This window comes from Microvirga sp. GCM10011540 (genome assembly GCF_042650665.1).
GTDB classification, from domain to species: domain Bacteria; phylum Pseudomonadota; class Alphaproteobacteria; order Rhizobiales; family Beijerinckiaceae; genus Microvirga; species Microvirga lenta.
The window spans coordinates 38,398-53,442 of sequence record NZ_JBHSBQ010000022.1 but is presented as its reverse complement, the minus strand read 5'-3'; the positions used below and the strand labels follow the sequence as shown (position 1 = coordinate 53,442).

The following is a 15,045-nucleotide window of genomic DNA, read 5'->3' as shown; positions in this document are numbered from 1 at the left end:
AATTTTGCCGCGCTCAGGAAGATGATTGCGCGACAAGCTGGGCGTTCGTTCTTTCCAGCCTCTGCGCCAGCTCGCGCATCACGGCCAGGGACATCTGCGGGAACTGCGCCAGCAATTCGAGAAAAACCCGCTTGTCGATTCGCAGGGCGGTGGTCGGTTCGGCCGCCATGATCGTGGCCGAACGGGGCGAGTCCGACAGGATGCCCATTTCGCCCACGAGGGCGTTGTCCCCCAGCTCCGCCACCGTGATCTCCCCGCCCGGCGTGTTGAGCAGCACCTGGGCGCGGCCGTCGAGGATGACATAGGCCGCGTCGGAAGCATCGCCTTGCGAGAAGAACCGTTGGCCGTCCGAGAACTGCACCCGTTCGCTCGTGAAGGCGAGGAGCTTCAAACGGGCAGGATCGATGTCCCGGAACATCGGCACCTGTCGCAGGGATTGCACCTCGGCCTCAAGGGTCATGCCACCTCTCCTTCCATTGTCTGAGCCGCCGCCGGAGGCTCTTCCGCCCCGGACGTCCGGCCGCCGGTTTTCTCTGCTGTAATCTGTCCGTCGCGGAACCGCATCTGAATATCGAACGAACCCGCCTGCCGGTCGTTGGGCAGCACCATGAACAGGCTCCGCTGCTCCGTGAGCTCCATCAGCAATTCGGTCATCTGCTGGCTGCGCGCCTCGTCGAAGGGCGCCAGCGCTCCGTCGACGATGAGGATGTCGGGCCGCTTCACGAGGCAGCGCGCGAGGCTGACGCTCGCCCTCTCCTGCGGCGTGAGGAGGCGGCCGGCGGTTCCGACCTGCTGGTCGAGGCCGATGCGCTGGATCTCCTCCAGCAATCCGAGTTCCTTGACCACGGTGGAAATCGCCTCCGACACCCGCACGCGGGCATTGGCGACCCGGTAGCTGATGCGCCCGAACAGGAGGTTGTCGCGCAGGGGGGCGGCCGAGCAGACCCTTTCGGGATCGTAGAACTCCACCCCCGCGCTTCCGTCCTTCTCCAGGGTTTCCCGCACCAGGGCCCGTGCCCGCACGAGCTTGCCCCTGAGCTTGTCGTCGAGCAGGCCGAGGCGGTGCCGGGCCTCCACATAGGCGAGCGGCAGGGAGAGGAGCCGGACCTGGTCGTCCCGGTCCATGTCGTCGTCGAGATGCGGGTGGCGGCGCAGGATGGCCTCGAATTCCGGCAGCTCCTCCGCCCCCACGAAGGAGAACTGCTCGAACAGGGAATGGCCGGGCGGCAGTCCCTCGAAGATCTCGGTCATGGTCTCGGCGATCTGCAGGCCCATGCGGACGAGATCGCGGGTTAGCTCCGCCTTGTCGATGGCGCTGCGGAACTCGTTGTTCTCCGCGAGATTCCGCCCCTTGAACTCGCTCGATGTCGGCACGCCGAACAGCAGGTTTTCGGCCACCGTCGCCTGGTCGTTGTAGCGGTCGGCGTCGAAGGGCTCGACCAGACCTTCCATGCCGCTCGCCTGGAAGGTCTCGTGCAGGCGCCTGCGGGCCTCCACGAACCGTCCGGCGAGGTCCGGATCCTTTTCGGGATCGAGCCGGCCGGCGAGGCCGAAGAGATACATCTCGTTGCCCATGCCGATGCGGCTGAGCAGATCCACGAGCAGGCGGTCGAACTCGTCCGCGTTCCCCACCCCGAACTGGCTGTAGTCGATCCATTGATCGGAGATGCTCTCGACCGGGTTCCCCGTGCGGATCGCCTCGGCCACCCGGCGCTCCGCCTCGCGCCTGTCCTCCTCGCGCTGGCCCAGGGGCTTGAAGCGCAGGCCGTAGACCACGTTGTCCCGGATGGTGCCAGGGAACAGGATCGGATCGATGCCCGCATAGGCGATCCGCCGGCCAGCGGCCGAGGGCGGCAGCCGCATCAGGTCCCTGTCGCCGAGGCGGATATGGCCGCCGAACCCCGGGATCCGGCGCGCCAGGATCCGTGCGGTGATGCTCGCGGCGGGGCTGCCCGCGGAGATCAGGGCCACCCGGGCGGGAAGCTCGATCGCGAAGGAGGCATTGTCGAGGATCGCGCCGCCGTGGGAATCGCTGAGCTGCAGCTCCTCGGCCACCAGGGGGCCGACCAGGGGCTCGTCCTGCGCCGCCTCCTCCCGCGCCTCGACGAGCGGCGCGAGACGCTCCTCCGCGAAATGCTGCGTGACCTGATCGTACTTCACCTGCACGTCCAGGCGCTGCTGGTCCCAGTCGATCAGCTCCTTCAGGGGCGGCGGCAGCTCGCGATATGCGCTGATGACGGCCACGAGCTGGCCGATGTCGAGGGTGCCGCGCAGGGCGAAATAGCCGCCGATGGCGTAGAAGAAGAACGGCGTCAGCTGCGACAGGAAATTGTTGAGGAATTTGACCAGGAATTTCCGATTGTAGATCTTCACCCGGATATCGAAGAGGGTGAACAGCCGGTTGCCGATCTCGGCCCGCTCCCAGCTGTGGGCGTTGTGCACATGCACCACTTCGATCCCGTCGAGGACCTCGCCGACGCGCCCGGCCAGCTCGCGGGAGGCGAGCTGGCGCTCGCGGCCCAGGCGGAGCAGCTCGCGCCGCAGGCGCGGAATGATCACGATCTGGATCATCACGACGCCCAGCGCCAGCAGCCCGAGCCAGACGTTCTGCACCATGATGAAGAACAGCGCGGTGAGCGCCTGCATGGTGAGGAAGACCGGCGTGATGAAGGCATCGCCGATGAAGCCGCCGATGGGCTCCACCTCGTCCTTGATGATCGTGGCGGTCTCGGAGGACTTCACCGTGCGCAGGGCTTCCGGCGTGAAGCGCAGCACCATGGAGAAGAGGTCGAACCGCAGGCGCCGCAGCATCCGCTCGCCCAGCACGCCCTTGGAGACGTTGATCCAGTACTTGAACGCGCCGTTGATGATGACGAACAGCAGGAAAAGGGACGAGAGCGCGAAAAGAAGGCCGACGCGGGAGAGCTGGAATCCCTCGAAGATCTGCACGGATGCGCCGCCGAGCCACTCGGGCAGCTCGAAGCCGAGGCTGAGGAACGGCGCCGTCACATTGCCGTCGCGGAAGGCCTCGCCCTGAATCGCCTCGTTCACGATCTGGCGAGGCAGATCGAGGGACATGAAGTAGAAGGGCTGCGAAGCGAGGACGACTCCGCAAACGATCAGTTGATCGCGCTTCGAGTGCTTCCAGATGTAACGGAAGAGGCTCTTATCCATTAGGTGGACGTTACCATCTCCAGAGCATGGGGCGATACCTCTACCCGTTCTAAAGTTGCACCATAGCTTCTTTGCGCGAGGCCTATTGCAACGGTAGAGAGTAGTGTCCTAACGTCAACTGAAACCCTTTCCACCAAGGGGCGCCTGCCCGGCGGACTTGGTCATGGATGTGAAGATGGCATCTCACCATACGAAGGCTCCGTCAGGGCGCAGCTCAGGCACGCGTGTCCTTATCTACAGCCACGATACCTTTGGCCTGGGTCACCTGCGCAGGTCCAGGGCGATCGCGAACGCCCTTGTGGAGAAAGAGCCGGAGACCTCCGTCGTCATCATTTCCGGCTCGCCCGTGATCGGCAATTTTGAGTTCGGCAGCGGCGTCGACTATATCCGCATTCCGGGCGTGACGAAGCTTCCCGACGGCGACTACCGCTGCCTCAACCTCAACATGAGCCTCGACGAGGCCGTGCGCCTGCGCCAGTCGCTCATTCTCCAGGCGGCGAAGTCGTTCCAGCCGGACGTGTTCATCGTCGACAAGGAGCCCACGGGCTTCCGCGGCGAGGTCGTGCCGGCCCTCGACTATCTTCAGGAAGCCGGCTGCCGCCTCGTGCTCGGCATCCGCGACGTGATGGACGAGCCCGCCCTGCTGGTTCCCGAATGGGAACGCAAGGACGCCAAGGACGCCCTGATCCGCTATTACGACGAGATCTGGGTCTACGGGCTCAAGGACGTCTACCAGCCGCTGGCGGCCCTCGACCTGCCCCCGGAGGTGGAGAAGCGCGTCACCTATACCGGATACCTGCGCCGGGAGGTGCCGCCGACGCCCTCGCTGAACCGCTATCCCAAGATCACGAAGCAGCCCTTCATCCTGGTCACCACCGGCGGCGGCGGCGACGGGGACGACCTCATCGACTGGGTCATCTCCGCCTACGAGGCCGATCCGGCCATCGAGATGCCGGCCCTCGTCGTGTTCGGCCCCTTCATCGACCGGGACAAGCGCCGCTTCTTCGTGGAGCGCATCGCCCGGCAGCCGAAGCTCGACGTGCTCTCCTTCGACAACAAGATCGAGCACCTGATGCAGAAGGCCGAGGCCGTGGTGGCCATGGGCGGCTACAACACCTTCTGCGAGGTCCTGTCCTTCGACAAGCGCACGCTCATCGTTCCACGCACCCGTCCCCGGCTGGAACAATATATCCGCGCCGTCGAGGCCGAGCGCCTCGGCCTCGTGCGGATGCTGAGCGACTACGAGGAGCCGCGCACGCCGGAGCGCATGACGGAGGCCCTGCGAGGTCTCTCGTCGCAGCCGCGCCCCTCGGAGGTGGTGATCCCCGGTCTGCTCGACGGGCTTGACCGGGTGCAGGAGCGGCTTAAGGCTCTGGCCGAGACCGCCACCACCTTTGCGGCCCCGTACCATCAGGCGGCCGAGTAAGAGCCAGGATGCTTCCATCCCCTGCAGCCCGACGGATCGCCGTCGTCGTCAAAGGTTACCCGCGCCTTTCCGAGACCTTCATCGCCCAGGAGATCCTCGCCCTCGAAGGGCGCGGGCTGCCGCTCGAGATCTGGTCGCTGCGGCACCCGACCGAGAGGGCCGTCCATCCCATGAACCGGCAGATCAAGGCGCCGGTGACCTATCTGCCCGAATATCTCTACGAGGAGCCCGTTCGGGTGCTGCGCGGCGCCCTCTGGAGCCTTCGCCGGAAGGCGTTCGGCTCCCTGATGAAGACCTTCTGGCGCGACCTGAAACGCGACTTCACCGCCAACCGGGTCCGCCGCCTCGGCCAGGCCTTCGTCATGGCCCGCGAACTCACGGCCGACGTGGGCCACCTGCATGTCCACTACCTCCACACCCCGGCTTCCGTGGTGCGCTACGCGGCCCTCCTGACCGGCCGCTCCTGGACCTTCTCGGCCCATGCCAAGGACATCTGGACCACGCCGGACTGGGAGAAGCGCGAGAAGCTCTCCGAAGCCCTGTGGGGCGTGACCTGCACGGCGCAGGGCGCCGAGCACCTGCAATCCCTGAGCCCCCTGACGGGCCATGTCTCGCTGGTCTATCACGGGCTCGACCTGTCCCGCTTTCCGGCGCCGCCGGAGGCGCGGCCTATGCGGGACGGCTCCGACCCGGCCGATCCGGTGCGGATCGTCTCCGTGGGACGAGCGGTCTCGAAGAAGGGGTTCGACGACCTGATCCAGGCGCTGGCCGCCCTGCCGCAGGATCTCAACTGGCGCTTCGCCCATGTGGGCGGCGGCGAACTCCTGAACAGCCTGAAGGCGAAGGCGCAGCAGAACGGCATCGCCGACAAGGTGGCGTTCCTCGGCTCCAAGGCCCAGCCCGACGTGATCGCGCTCCTGCAGCAGGCGGACCTGTTCGTCCTACCGTCCAAGAAGGCGGCGTCCGGCGACCGGGACGGGCTGCCCAACGTGATCATGGAGGCCGCGAGCCAGAAGCTCGCGATCCTGGCGACCGACTTCGCGGGGATTCCCGAATTCATCCGCGACGGCACGGACGGGCAGCTCGTGCCGCCGGGCGACTGGGAGGCGCTGTCGAACGCCGTCAACCTGCTGGCCCGAGAGCCCGAACGCCGACAGGCCCTCGGCGCCTCGGCCTATGAGCGCCTGCGCCGGGACTTCTCCATGGACGGCGGCATCGACGACCTGGAGGGCCGCTTCCGCGCCCTGACCGAAACGGGTCCGCGAAATCCGGTGGCCGCGTGAACAGCACGAAGTCCGTTGCGTTCTATGCCCCCCTGAAAAGTCCGGACCATCCCTCCCCGTCCGGCGACCGCACCATGGCGCGTCTCCTGATGAAGGCCCTCGGCCGTGCCGGCTTCGCGCCGAGCCTCGCCAGCCGCCTGCGCAGCCTCGACAAGGGGGGCGAACCGGCCCTGCAGGAAAGCATCCGCAAGGAGGCTCTGGCCGAGGCGGACCGCCTCGTGCGGCACTACCGCTCCCTGCACGCTGCGGAGCGCCCCTGCCTCTGGTTCACCTACCACGTCTATTACAAGGCCCCGGACTGGATCGGACCGCGCGTCGCCGATGCCCTGAACATCCCCTATGCCGTGGCCGAGGGATCGCGCGCGGCCAAGCGCGCCGGAGGTCCGTGGGCGCTCGGCCACGCGGGCGCGGAAGCGGCCCTGGACCGGGCCGACGCGGTCTTCGTCATGACCGCCCATGACCGCGAGGCCCTGGCAGCCGCGAAGCCCGCCCACCAGGCCCTCGTCGATCTGCCGCCCTTCATCGATGCCGGGGAATGGCCCGACACGCCTCCCGTCCCGAAGGCGCCGGATGCGGCGTCCCGCCTGCTCACGGTCGCCATGATGCGCGACGGCGACAAGCTGGCCTCGTACCGGCTCCTCGCCGCCTCCCTCGATGAGCTGCGGCACCGGCCCTGGACCCTCGACATCGCCGGGGACGGCGAGGCGCGGGACGAGATCCGGCTCCTCTTCGCTCCTTTTGGGGAGCGGATACGCTTCCACGGGGAAGTCGGGAGCAAGGCCGCCCTGAAGGCGCTCTACGAGAGCGCCGATCTCTTCGTCTGGCCCGCCGTCAACGAGGCCTACGGCATGGTCCTGCTGGAAGCCCAGCTCTTCGGCTGTCCGGTGGTGGCGGGCGCCTTCGGGGGCGTCGCCAGCGTGGTGAGGCACAACGAGACGGGTCTCCTGACGCCGCCCGGGGATGCCGCGGCCTTCGCGCAGGCCGTCGCGATGCTTCTCGAGAGCCCGGACAGGCGGGAAACGTTCGCCGCCGCTGCCCGGCGTTTCGTGACCGCCGAAAGAGATCTCGACCACGCCGCCGCGCGGTTGCAGACTGCGCTTTCCTCTCTCAACGCGGTGATCGGAGCATAGGGTCTTGCGCGTCCTGATCGTCGTCACGCATCTCCTGGGCGCCGGGCACCTGACCCGGGCGGCGGCGCTGGCCCGCGCCTTCGCCCGCGCCGGACACGCGACGACCCTGGTCTCGGGCGGAACGCCGGTTCCCCTGGCCGATTTCGAGGACGTGTCCCTCGTCCAGCTCCCGCCCGTGCGCACGACCGGCACGGACTTCAAGACGCTCCTCGACGAGACCGGCGCGCCCATCGACCGGGCGCGTCTCGACCGGCGCCGGGAACTCCTGCTCGCAACCCTGCAGGAGGCCCGCCCGGACGTGGTCGTCACCGAGCTCTTTCCGTTCGGACGCCGGGTCCTCGCGGACGAGTTCATGGCGCTGCTGGAGGCGGCGCGGTCCCTGCAGCCGCGCCCGCTCGTCCTGTCCTCGATCCGCGACATCCTCGTGGCCCCGTCGAAGCCCGAGCGCGTTGCCGAGGCCCATGGACGCATCGCCGCGTTCTACGACGCCGTCCTGGTGCATGGCGATCCCCGGATCGTTCCGCTCACGGCCTCCTGGCCGGTGGACCCGGAGCTGGCGCCCCTCCTGCACTATACCGGCTATGTGGATGAGGGCTCCGCGCCGGCCCGGAACCTCGCCCGGAGCGGCATCGTCGTGTCGGGCGGGTCGAGCGCGGCGAGCCTGCCGCTCTACCGTGCCGCCGTCGAGGCCTCGCGCATGGTTGCCGACCGGCCCTGGCGCATCCTGATCGGGCGTGGCGTGGCGGAGGCCGATTTCCGGTCGCTTCAGGCCATGGCCCCGCCCCATGCGACGGTCGAACGGGCGCGGCGCGACTTCCGGGACCTGCTGGCGCTGGCGGAGGTGTCCGTCAGCCAGGCAGGCTACAACACCGTCGTCGATCTGCTGCAGGCCGGGGTGACGCCGGTTCTCGTGCCGTTCGAGGCCGGGCGCGAGACGGAGCAGCGCCTGCGCGCCGAGCGGCTGAAGAGCCTCGGCTTCGCCGAGATCGTGCTGGAGGCCGGGCTGTCGGGTTCCCTCCTGGCCGATGCGGTCCGGCAGGCCCTTGCCGGTCCCTCCTCCCCGCCGCCCACCCTGTCCTTGGACGGCGCGCGCGAGAGCGTCACGGTCGTCGAGACCCTCTCCGTCGCGAGGCCGGCACTCCACCGCCCCATCGACTGGTCGCCCATCGGCCAGGCCCTGAGCCGCGCCCGTGATGCGGGCTGCGGGATCGGCTTCTGGTGGCGGGACGACGATGCGGTGGCGCACACGCCCGAGCTCGACCGTCTCCTCGGCCTTGCCCGCCGCTACGAGGCGGGCATCGGCCTGGCGGCAATCCCCGCCCTCGTCGAAGCCTCGCTCGCGCACCGCCTGCGGGACGAGGACGGGGCGCTCGCCCTCGTCCATGGCTGGAGCCACGCCAATCATGCGCCGCCGGGCCAGAAGAAAGCCGAGTTCGGCGATCACCGCCCCACCGCGACCCTTGCGGCGGAGGCCGGGGATGCGCTCCGGACGGCGCGGGCGGCCTTGGGCCAGAAGGTCCTGCCGGTCTTCGTGCCGCCCTGGAACCGGATCGCGCCGGGGCTCGTGCCGCACCTGCCGGGGCTGGGCTACCGGGCTCTTTCCGCGTTCAGGGACCGGGACCGTCATCAACCTGTCAGGGACCTCGTCCAGATCAACACCCATATCGATCCCATCGACTGGTGCGGATCGCGCAGCCTCGTCGAGCCAGCGACGCTCGTCGCAAGCGTGGCCGCGGCGATCGAGCGGCGGATCGAAGGATCGGCGGATGCGGACGAACCCATCGGATTCTTGACCCATCACAAGGTCCACGACGAATCCATATGGTTCTTCTGCGAGGGGCTGGCGGCCTATCTCGCCGACCGGGAGGTCCGCTTCTTGCGGATAAACCGGTTATTCCGTAACGAAAGCAGGATCGCGGTGGAGCAATGAAGCGTTATCGTCGAAACCGCGTCTGGAGGAGTCCATGGAGAAGCCTCTCCTGTCGATCCGTCAGCTGACCGTCGACTTCAAGGCCGATTCCGGAGATTTCCGCGCGGTCGACGGTCTGTCCTTCGATATCCCGAAGGGCAGGACGGTGGCGCTGGTGGGCGAATCCGGGTCCGGCAAGTCCGTGACCGCGCAGGCCATCCTGCAGATTCTTCCGAAGAAGGCCCATCTGTCGGGCGGCTCGATCGTCTTCAACGATCCCGCCGGGACCGCTCCCCTCGACATCGCGGAGATCGGCGCCGAGAGCGACGCCATGCACGCCCTGCGGGGCGGGCGCATTGCCATGATCTTCCAGGAGCCGATGACGTCCCTGTCGCCGCTCCACACCATCGGGGACCAGATCGGCGAGGCTCTCGTGATCCATGCCCGCGTGGGACGGGCCGAGGCGGGCAAGCGCACGATGGAGGTGCTCGCCCGGGTCGGCTTCCCCGATCCCAGGCGGGCGCTGCGCACCTATCCGTTCGAACTCTCCGGCGGCCTGCGCCAGCGCGCCATGATCGCCATGGCGCTGATCACGCGCCCCGCCCTCCTGATCGCGGACGAGCCGACCACAGCCCTCGACGTGACCACCCAGGCCCAGATCCTCGATCTCATCAAGGAGCTCCAGGCCGAGACCGGTATGTCGGTGCTCCTCATCACCCACGATCTCGGCGTGGTGGCGAACGTGGCCGACGAGGTGGTGGTGATGTATCGCGGCCGCGTCATGGAGGCGGGCTCCCGGGAGGACATCTTCCGCAATCCGCAGCATCCCTATCTCCAGGCGCTCATGCGCGCGGTCCCCCGCTTCGACATGGGCGAGGACGAGCGGCTGAGGCCGATCCGCGAAGTGAAGAGCGCCACCCTTGCCCGCGTCCATGCGCCGGAGCGGCCCGAGCCCAAGGGACCGATCCTGAAGGCCGAGGGGCTGACGAAGTGCTTCACCCTGCGGTCGGGCTGGTTCTCCGGAAAGACCCGCACCATCCGTGCGGTGAACGACGTCAACCTCACCCTCCCCGCCGGCAGGACCCTGGGGCTCGTGGGCGAGTCCGGCTGCGGCAAGACCACCGTTTCGAAGATGATCATGCGAGCGATGCAGCCCGACGCCGGGCAGGTGATCTTCGACGACGGCACCGGGCCGCGCAACGTCTTCGCACTGGATGGCGACGCCCTGACCGCCTATCGCCGCTCCGTGCAGTTCATCTTCCAGGATCCGTTCTCGTCGCTCAATCCGCGCATGACGGTCTACGAGATCCTCACCGAGCCGCTTCGCATCCACAACATCGGCACGCCCGACCAGCGCTACGAACGCGTCAAGCAGCTCCTCGACATGGTGGGGCTCGATCAGCGCTCCCTGCGGCGCTACCCGCATTCCTTCTCGGGCGGCCAGCGCCAGCGCTTGGGCATCGCCCGCGCGCTCGCCCTCGAGCCGCGCGTCCTGCTCTGCGACGAACCGGTCTCGGCCCTCGACGTGTCCGTGCAGGCGCAGGTCCTGAACCTGCTCAAGGACCTGCAATCCGCCCTCGGGCTCTCGTACATCTTCGTGTCGCACAACCTCGCCGTGGTGGACTACATCGCCGACACCATCGCGGTCATGTGCCGGGGCTACATCGTGGAAGAGGCGCCCAAGACCTCGCTCTTCCGCAATCCGGTCCATCCGTACACGCAGGCCCTGCTGGCCGCCGTGCCGGACCCGGACATCGACCACCCGCTCGATTTCGACAAGCTGCGGACCGACCGCTTCTCCCATCCCTCCGACTGGCCCGAACCCTTCCGCCTCGTCGAGGGAGAAGCCGGCCTGATGAAGGAGATCGAGCCGGGCCACAGGGTCCGCCTGGGAAGCCACAGGGCTTTGGAGGCCGCGTGATGTCCACGATACTCAGAACTAAGGGTCTCTTCCTCGCCGCCGCGCTGAGCCTTTTCGCCCTTCCGGCCCTGGCGCGGACGCTCGTGGAACCGCCCTTCTTCGCCGACAAGGTGGCGAAGAACGAACTGCCGCCGCTGGCCGAACGGCTGCCGCAGAATTCCATCGTGGTGAACCCGCCCGGCGGGGATTACGGCGGGGACGTGGTCACGCTGGTGCCGCGCGCGCGCGACATCCGCTACATCTCGACCTATGCCTATACGCGCCTCGTCGGCTACGACCGGCAGCTCGACCTCCAGCCCGACCTTCTCGAGCGCCTGGAGAACGAGGACGACCGCGTCTTCACCTTCACCCTCCGCGCCGGGCATCGCTGGTCGGACGGCTCGCCCTTCACGGCGGAGGATTTCCGCTATTACTGGGAGGACGTGGCCCAGAACCGGGAGCTGTCCCCCGCGGGCCCGCCCGAGTTCATGATGGTGGACGGCAAGCTCCCGCGCTTCGAGGTGCTCGACGAGCGGACCGTGCGCTACACCTGGGACAAGCCGAACCCGCGTTTCCTGCCGCAGCTCGCAGGCCCGCTCGATCCCGGCATCTACCGCGCCTCGGCCTATCTCAAGCGCTTTCACGCCAAATATGCCGACCAGGCGGCGCTCGACGAGGAGGCCAGGAAGCAGAAGCTGAAATCCTGGGCCGCCCTGCACAACCGCCTCGACGATATGAAGGAGCAGACCAACCCGGATCTGCCGACCCTTCAGCCCTGGCGCATCACCAATACCGCGCCCGCCTCGCGCTTCGTCTTCGAGCGCAATCCCTATTATCACCGCATCGACGACGAGGGCCGGCAGCTTCCCTATCTCGACCGGATCATCATGGACGTGTCCGCCCCCGGCCTCTTCGCCGCCAAGGCCAATGCGGGCGAGGTCGACCTCCTGTTCCGCGGCCTGTCCATGACCGACGTGCCGATCCTGAAGGAGGGCGAGAAGGCCAAGGGCTACAAGACCCTGCTCTGGCCCTATGCCCGCGGCACGGAGCTGGCGCTCTATCCGAACCTCAACACCACCGATCCCGTGTGGCGCAAGCTGAACCGGGACGTGCGCTACCGCCGCGCCCTGTCCCTGGGCATCGACCGCAGGACGCTGAACAACGCGCTCCTCTTCGGGCTCGGCGTCGAGGGCAACAACACGGTGGTGGCCGAAAGCCCCCTGTTCTCTCCGGAGCTGCGGACGCTCAACGCCACCTACGATCCCGCGGAGGCCTCGCGCCTTCTGGACGAGATCGGCCTGACGGAGCGCAACGGCGCGGGCATACGCCTCCTGCCAGACGGGCGGGAGCTGGAGATCATCGTCGAGACGGACGGCGAAAGCAGCCTCGTGGTGGACGGGCTGACCCTGATCGCCGAGTTCTGGCGCGAGATCGGCGTGAAGCTGTTCATCAAGCCGCAGGACCGCACCGTCCTGCGCAACCGGTCCTACGCCGGCCTCACCGTCATGGTGGCGTCCGCGGGCTTCGACAACGCCATTCCGACGGCCATCATGCCGCCGACGGAATACGCCCCCATGCGCCAGGACAACTACGCCTGGCCGAAATGGGGCCAGTACGTGGAGACCAAGGGCAAGAACGGCGACCCGGTCGACATTCCCGAAGCGGAGCGCCTCCTCCAGCTCTACGAGACCTGGATGAACACCGGCAACAGAACCGTGCAGCGGGAGGTCTGGACCGAGATGCTGCGCAACCATGCGGAGAACCAGTGGGTGATCGGCACGGTCGCGGGCGCGCTGCAGCCCATCGTCCTGCGCAACGGCCTGCACGGGCTGCCCGACAAGGCGCTCTACAGCTGGGAGCCGACCGCCATGATCGGCATCTACCGCCCTGACGAGCTGTACTGGAACAAGGCCGCCGGCAAAGAGGCCCGCCGATGATCCGTTTTCTGTTGCGTCGCCTCGTCACCATGTGCGTGACGCTCCTGATCATCTCGGCGCTGGTGTTCTTCATCATCAAGCTGCCGCCGGGAGACTTCCTGACCAACCAGATCGCGGAACTGCGGGCGCAGGGGGAATCCGCCTCCATCGCCAAGGCCGAATTCCTGATCCAGCAATACGGGCTCGATAAGCCCGCATGGCAGCAATATCTGGTCTGGATCGGCGTGATGCCCGGGCCGAACGGCTTTTCCGGCCTGCTCCAGGGCGACTGGGGCTGGTCGTTCGAATTCGACCGGCCGGTGGCGGAGGTGGTGGGCGACGCCTTGTGGCTGACGCTCCTCGTCAACCTGGCGGTGGTGATCTTCATCCACGTGGTGTCGATCCCCATCGCGATCTACTCCGCGACCCGGCAATATTCGGTCGGCGACTACATCGCCACCTTCATCGGCTATATCGGCCTTGCGACGCCGAGCTTCCTGCTCGCCCTGATCCTGCTCTACTACATGAACCGCTGGTTCGGCGTCTCCATCGGCGGGCTCTACGACGCGCAATATGCGGGCGAACCCTGGACCTGGGACAAGACCAAGTCGCTCCTGTCCCACCTGATCGTGCCGACCCTGGTCATCGGCCTCTCGGGCACGGCGGCCATGATCCGGCGCATGCGCGCCAACCTTCTCGACGAGCTCGGCAAGCAGTACTACGTGACCGCGAAGGCCAAGGGCCTGCCGCCGGGCAAGGCGCTTCTCAAGTATCCGTTCCGCATGTCGCTGAATCCGTTCATCGCCGATATCGGCAACCTCCTGCCGCATCTGATCTCGGGCTCGGTGCTCGTGTCGCTGGTCCTGAGCCTGCCGACGGTGGGACCGATCCTGCTCGGCGCCCTGAAGAGCCAGGACCAGTTCCTGGCCGGCTTCATCCTGATGTTCGTCGCGGTGCTGACGGTGATCGGCATGATGGTCTCCGACCTCCTGCTCGCCCTGCTCGATCCCCGCATTCGCCTGGGAGGCAGCCGATGAACGAGGTCGCTCCCTCCCGGCGCCATTTCGTCGATCCCACGCCCTTCGATCCCGGCGCGACGGAGCCCGTCGGCGCGGAGAACGAAAGCTTCTACCGCGCCTCGTCCTGGCGGCTGATGTGGTGGAAGTTCCGCCGCCACAAGGTCGCGGTGGCCGCCGCGTTCATCCTGCTCGCCTTCTATCTGGTAGTGCCCTTCGTCGAGGTGATCGCACCCTACAACCAGACCAAGCGCAACGGCGAGTTCCTCTATGCGCCCCCGCAAAGGGTGCATCTGATGCACGAGGGCCGCTTCGTCGGCCCCTTCGTCTATCCCTATTCGCAGAGCTTCGACCTGGAGACCTTCCGGCGGGTCTACACGGTCGACACCTCCAATCCGCAGCCGATCCGTTTCCTCTGCCGGGGCGACGCCTACGAGTTCTGGGGCCTGTGGACGACGGACTTCCACCTCTTCTGCCCGCCCGAGAACGGCACCCTGTTCATCATGGGAACGGACCGGCTCGGCCGCGACCTGCTCTCGCGCATCATCTACGGGGCGCGCATCTCGCTCACCATCGGCATCGTCGGCATCGCGGTATCGTTCTCCCTCGGCCTCCTGTTCGGCGGCCTCGCCGGCTATCTCGGCGGCTGGGTCGATCACGTGATCCAGCGCATCATCGAGATCCTGCGCTCCCTGCCGGAGCTGCCGCTCTGGCTCGCCCTGTCCGCGGCCCTGCCGCCCAACTGGAGCCCGATCCTCGTCTTCTTCGGCATCACGATCATCCTCGGCCTTCTCGACTGGCCGGGCCTCGCCCGCGCGGTGCGCTCCAAGCTGCTGTCGCTGCGCGAGGAGGATTTCGTGAAGGCGGCGGAGCTGATGGGGGCCTCGAAGAGGCGCATCATCGGGCGCCATCTCATCCCCAACTTCATGAGCCACCTGATCGCCTCCGCGACCCTGTCGATCCCGTCCATGATCCTGGGCGAGACCGCCCTCTCCTTCCTGGGGCTCGGCCTGCGTCCGCCGGTGACGAGTTGGGGCGTGCTGCTCAACGAGGCGCAGAATCTCGCCGCCGTGCAGCTCCACCCGTGGCTGCTCTTTCCCATCGCCCCCGTGGTGATCGTGGTCCTCGCCTTCAACTTCATGGGCGACGGCCTGCGCGACGCGGCGGATCCGTATCACTGACGCGGATGCGAACGAAGGGTCGCGTCGGACCGTTCCCGGAACGGCGCTCGACAGGAACGGACCGTTACCTGCCGGGTAATTTCTTTCGCTCCCACCAGGGACGATCCTCC

10 protein-coding genes are annotated in these 15,045 nt (G+C 67.4%); 8 read left to right on the top strand and 2 right to left on the bottom strand.

From position 1 onward, the window contains the following. Window positions 1-13: 13 nt before the first annotated feature. On the bottom strand, window positions 14-460 hold the full coding sequence (locus ACFOYU_RS08200) for a Crp/Fnr family transcriptional regulator (protein WP_377033169.1): 447 nt from the start codon (window positions 458-460) through the stop codon (window positions 14-16). Then, window positions 457-3,174 carry an ABC transporter transmembrane domain-containing protein gene (locus ACFOYU_RS08195; RefSeq protein WP_377033168.1) on the bottom strand — a complete coding sequence of 906 codons (2,718 nt, stop codon included), beginning with the start codon at window positions 3,172-3,174 and terminating at the stop codon, window positions 457-459. Before ACFOYU_RS08195 ends, ACFOYU_RS08200 begins: the two co-directional genes overlap by 4 nt. 175 nt (window positions 3,175-3,349) lie before the next feature. Between ACFOYU_RS08195 and ACFOYU_RS08190 the strand changes: the two genes are divergently transcribed. The 8 genes from ACFOYU_RS08190 to ACFOYU_RS08155 are packed head-to-tail and all read left to right on the top strand — an operon-like array spanning window position 3,350 to window position 14,935. Then, the gene (locus ACFOYU_RS08190; RefSeq protein WP_377033167.1) at window positions 3,350-4,600 is read left to right on the top strand and encodes a glycosyltransferase family protein; all 1,251 of its coding nucleotides are present in this window, start codon (window positions 3,350-3,352) and stop codon (window positions 4,598-4,600) included. An 8-nt stretch (window positions 4,601-4,608) separates the two neighbouring features. Beyond that, complete coding sequence (locus ACFOYU_RS08185) at window positions 4,609-5,883, top strand: glycosyltransferase family 4 protein (protein WP_377033166.1); 1,275 nt, start codon at window positions 4,609-4,611, stop codon at window positions 5,881-5,883. Further along, window positions 5,880-7,013: a glycosyltransferase family 4 protein gene (locus tag ACFOYU_RS08180; protein WP_377033165.1), complete on the top strand. Its 1,134-nt coding sequence runs from the start codon at window positions 5,880-5,882 to the stop codon at window positions 7,011-7,013. The genes ACFOYU_RS08185 and ACFOYU_RS08180 overlap by 4 nt, the downstream gene beginning before the upstream one ends. Window positions 7,014-7,017: 4 nt before the next feature. Then, on the top strand, window positions 7,018-8,943 hold the full coding sequence (locus ACFOYU_RS08175; protein WP_377033164.1) for a glycosyltransferase: 1,926 nt from the start codon (window positions 7,018-7,020) through the stop codon (window positions 8,941-8,943). Between the two features lie 34 nt (window positions 8,944-8,977). Then, entirely contained in the window at window positions 8,978-10,843 is a 1,866-nt protein-coding gene (locus ACFOYU_RS08170; protein ID WP_377033163.1) for a dipeptide ABC transporter ATP-binding protein, read from the top strand. Next, the gene (locus ACFOYU_RS08165; RefSeq protein ID WP_377033162.1) at window positions 10,843-12,759 is read left to right on the top strand and encodes an ABC transporter substrate-binding protein; all 1,917 of its coding nucleotides are present in this window, start codon (window positions 10,843-10,845) and stop codon (window positions 12,757-12,759) included. Before ACFOYU_RS08170 ends, ACFOYU_RS08165 begins: the two co-directional genes overlap by 1 nt. Then, the gene (locus tag ACFOYU_RS08160) at window positions 12,756-13,775 is read left to right on the top strand and encodes an ABC transporter permease (protein WP_377033161.1); all 1,020 of its coding nucleotides are present in this window, start codon (window positions 12,756-12,758) and stop codon (window positions 13,773-13,775) included. Before ACFOYU_RS08165 ends, ACFOYU_RS08160 begins: the two co-directional genes overlap by 4 nt. Further along, window positions 13,772-14,935 carry an ABC transporter permease gene (locus ACFOYU_RS08155; RefSeq protein WP_377033160.1) on the top strand — a complete coding sequence of 388 codons (1,164 nt, stop codon included), beginning with the start codon at window positions 13,772-13,774 and terminating at the stop codon, window positions 14,933-14,935. The genes ACFOYU_RS08160 and ACFOYU_RS08155 overlap by 4 nt, the downstream gene beginning before the upstream one ends. Window positions 14,936-15,045: the final 110 nt, after the last annotated feature.

Excerpts from the sequence above, each read along its gene's own strand:
- ACFOYU_RS08155 (WP_377033160.1), top strand. The coding sequence starts at position 13,772 with ATGAACGAGGTCGCTCCCTCCCGGCGCCATTTCGTCGATCCCACGCCC.
- ACFOYU_RS08160 (WP_377033161.1), top strand. The coding sequence starts at position 12,756 with ATGATCCGTTTTCTGTTGCGTCGCCTCGTCACCATGTGCGTGACGCTC.
- ACFOYU_RS08185 (WP_377033166.1), top strand. The coding sequence starts at position 4,609 with ATGCTTCCATCCCCTGCAGCCCGACGGATCGCCGTCGTCGTCAAAGGT.
- ACFOYU_RS08170 (WP_377033163.1), top strand. The coding sequence starts at position 8,978 with ATGGAGAAGCCTCTCCTGTCGATCCGTCAGCTGACCGTCGACTTCAAG.
- ACFOYU_RS08190 (WP_377033167.1), top strand. The coding sequence starts at position 3,350 with ATGGCATCTCACCATACGAAGGCTCCGTCAGGGCGCAGCTCAGGCACG.
- ACFOYU_RS08200 (WP_377033169.1), bottom strand. The coding sequence starts at position 460 with ATGACCCTTGAGGCCGAGGTGCAATCCCTGCGACAGGTGCCGATGTTC.
- ACFOYU_RS08165 (WP_377033162.1), top strand. The coding sequence starts at position 10,843 with ATGTCCACGATACTCAGAACTAAGGGTCTCTTCCTCGCCGCCGCGCTG.
- ACFOYU_RS08195 (WP_377033168.1), bottom strand. The coding sequence starts at position 3,174 with ATGGATAAGAGCCTCTTCCGTTACATCTGGAAGCACTCGAAGCGCGAT.